Annotated in this window: 4 protein-coding genes; all 4 read left to right on the forward strand. The window is 72.5% G+C overall.

The genetic code is table 11. The features are described from left to right. The first annotated feature begins 240 nt into the window (after positions 1 to 240). A complete protein-coding gene (locus tag VIU94_RS00365) occupies positions 241 to 435 on the forward strand; it encodes a hypothetical protein (RefSeq protein WP_331906229.1) in 195 nt (64 codons plus the stop codon). After that, positions 432 to 971 carry a hypothetical protein gene (locus VIU94_RS00370; RefSeq protein ID WP_331906231.1) on the forward strand — a complete coding sequence of 180 codons (540 nt, stop codon included), beginning with the start codon at positions 432 to 434 and terminating at the stop codon, positions 969 to 971. The genes VIU94_RS00365 and VIU94_RS00370 overlap by 4 nt, the downstream gene beginning before the upstream one ends. A 10-nt stretch (positions 972 to 981) precedes the next feature. Then, complete coding sequence (locus tag VIU94_RS00375) at positions 982 to 1,644, forward strand: hypothetical protein (protein ID WP_331906233.1); 663 nt, start codon at positions 982 to 984, stop codon at positions 1,642 to 1,644. A 131-nt stretch (positions 1,645 to 1,775) separates the two neighbouring features. Further along, positions 1,776 to 2,866: DNA cytosine methyltransferase (locus VIU94_RS00380; protein WP_331906235.1), on the forward strand; the 1,091-nt coding region annotated here is incomplete at its 3' end.

Raw genomic sequence — 2,866 nt, forward strand, 5'->3', positions numbered from 1 at the left:
GCCGCCTACCGGCAGTCCGAGGACCCGAAGTCCGACAAGTACGCAGCCGACTCTGGAGGGCCGATGTGGCACCGGGACGAAGTCGAGCCGCCGAACTGGGGCCCGGAGTGACTTCGTCCTCGTCCCTGTCTAACACAGGGACGACTGGGACGAGGTCGAAGCCATCCTCCGCACTTCGTCCCGGACGAGGTCGGACGAAGTCGGACGAGATCAAAAACCCCTCTGGAAAGGACTTGATCGATGGATGATGTCCGTTCTGTTCCCGAAAACGCTCTGACCTGCGGCGGACGAAGTCGGGACGAAGTCGCGGAGGCCGAACCCGAGCCCGTCGGCGCCATCGCCGAGCGCGTCCTCGACGACCTCGCCGCACGACGCCGCGAAGCCCTCAACCGCCTCGCCCGCCAGAAGCCCGCCATCCGAAGGAGCCAGCCGTGACCCGCCGACGCCCCCGCGACATCGGCACCGCCGCCGAAACCGCCGTCGTCCGCTACCTCACCGCCCACGGCTTCCCCCACGCCGAACGCCGCTCCCTCCGCGGGGCCCTCGACGCCGGAGACGTCACGGGATGCCCCGGCCTGTGCGTGGAGGTGAAGGGTGGCGACGCGGCACGCACCGCCTCCGACGGGCTCATCGCCGCCTGGATGCAGGAGTTGGCCGTCGAGATCAGCCACGCCGACGCGACCACCGGCCTGCTCGTCGTGCAGCGCGCCGGAGTCGGACCGGCCAACGCCGGCCGCTGGTGGGCCTACATGCCCGCCTTCCAGGTCGCCGACCTGGCCGCGCCGGAGTCCCTGCCTGCCACCCGGGTGTTCGGCTTCCCCGTCCGGATGCTGCTCGCCGACGCAGTCACCCTGCTCCGCGCCGCCGGCTACGGCGAGCCCGACACCGTGCCGTCCCGGCCGCACCGCGACGAGCCGCCCCTCGACCAGCCCGTCACCACCGTCCACCTCCCCGCCCACGACATCGCCTGAGGAGCCCGCCATGAGCAAGCCCGACCGCGCCTGCCCCGACTACCCGAACGAGTGCGTCCACCCGTGGGCACACGCCCGCACCTACGCCGAGGTGCAGGCCACACAGACCGACCGCATCCCCGCACCCCGGACCGTCCCCACCTTCGCCGACCGCCTCAACGACGCCCGCGCCTGCGACCCCACCGACCAGCACCGCCACACCGACGGCCTCGAAGCCGACACCCGCAGCGACCAGCAGGCCATCCGCGAACTCACCGCCGCGCTTGAGCGAGAGCGCCGACACGTTCGCACCCTGATGCGGCAGCGCGACAACCACGCCGCCCAAGCCGACCGGCTCGGCGCCGAGCTGGGCAGGACCCTCGACGCGCTCGCCGCCATCCGCGACGGGCAGGAGCACATCGACCGGGCGCTCGCCGCCTACGACACCACGCCGGGCTGGCCGACGTGCTCAGCGCCATGCACCCTGCCGAAGGGCCACCCAAAGGAGTGCGACCCGAACCCGCAGCCCGTCCTCGGTTCCCCGGCCGGCCACGCGCAGGACGACCTCGCCGACCGGCTCGCCGCAGCCCTCACCGACGCCACCAACCTCGCCCACACCCGCCAGACACCACCCGACACGCGCATCGCCCGCTGGCGGGCGCTCCTCGCCGAACACGCCGAGACCCAGCCGTGAGCGACGACGCCCCCGCCTGGGCCGGCGGGCTCCTCCTCCTCGCCGTCCTCGCCAGCTGCGCCATCCGCATCGCCCTCTGGCTCGCCCCGCTCATCCAGGCCCGCTGACCCGCCCCCGCCAAGGAGACGCACATGCTCACCATCACCGACCTGTTCTGCGGCGCCGGCGGCAGCAGCTCCGGAGCCATCCAGGTCCCCGGCGTCCGCGTCCGCATCGCCGCGAACCACTGGAAACTCGCCGTCGAAACCCACAACACCAACCACCCCGACGCCGACCACGCCGCCGTCGACCTCCACGAGGAGAACCCGCGGTACTTCCCCCGCACCGACATCCTCTGGGCCTCACCCGAGTGCACGAAGTGGTCACAGGCCGGCGGCGCCAAGTCCAAGCCCGCCATCGAGGAAGGGCTGTTCGAGGACCCGCTGTCCGACGACGCCGCCACCCGCTCCCGGCTGCTCATGTTCGACGTGCTGCGCTTCGCCGAGCACCACAAGTACCGGGCCATCGTGGTGGAGAACGTCGTCGACATCGCCACCCAGCCCAAGTACCGGCTGGCCTGGCAGGTGTGGCGGGAGCAGCTCTCCGCCCTCGGCTACCGATTCAAGGTCGTCTCGCTCAACTCGATGCACGCCCAGGCGGCCGGCCGGCCCGCCCCGCAGTCCCGCGACCGGCTGTACGTGGTCGCGTGGCGGCTCGGCGAGCGCGCCCCGGACCTGGCCCGCTTCCAACGCCCGAAGGCGTGGTGCCCGCGCTGCGAGATCGTGGTCGAGTCCGAGCAGGCGTGGAAGCCCGGCCGCACCGTCGGCCGATACCGGCAGCAGTACGTGTACGTCCACGGGGCGTGCGGGCAGATCGTCGAGCCTGAGGTGCTGCCGGCCGCCGCCGCGATCGACTGGTCGCTGCCCGGTGAGCGGATCGGTGACCGGCTGCGCCCGCTGGCCCCGAAGACCGTCGCCCGCATCGAGGCCGGCCTGAAGCGATACGCCGCGCCGCCGTTCCTGGCCCTGCTCCGCTCCGACCGGGCCCGCACCATCTCCCTTGACCAGCCCCTGGCGACGATCGTTGCTGACGGGTCGAACCACGGCATGGTCGGCTCGTCGATGCTCGTCCCCGCCGGCGGGACCTGGAACGAGGCCGCCGCGTCGGTCACCCACCCGTTCCGGACCCGCACCACCCGGGACACCGAGGCGCTCGTCGTGCCGCTGCGCAACAACAACTCGGC

It is taken from the genome of Streptomyces sp., from assembly GCF_036566765.1.
Classification (GTDB): domain Bacteria; phylum Actinomycetota; class Actinomycetes; order Streptomycetales; family Streptomycetaceae; genus Streptomyces.

Coding starts and splice junctions, on each gene's coding strand:
- VIU94_RS00365 (WP_331906229.1), top strand. CDS start 241: ATGGATGATGTCCGTTCTGTTCCCGAAAACGCTCTGACCTGCGGCGGA.
- VIU94_RS00375 (WP_331906233.1), top strand. CDS start 982: ATGAGCAAGCCCGACCGCGCCTGCCCCGACTACCCGAACGAGTGCGTC.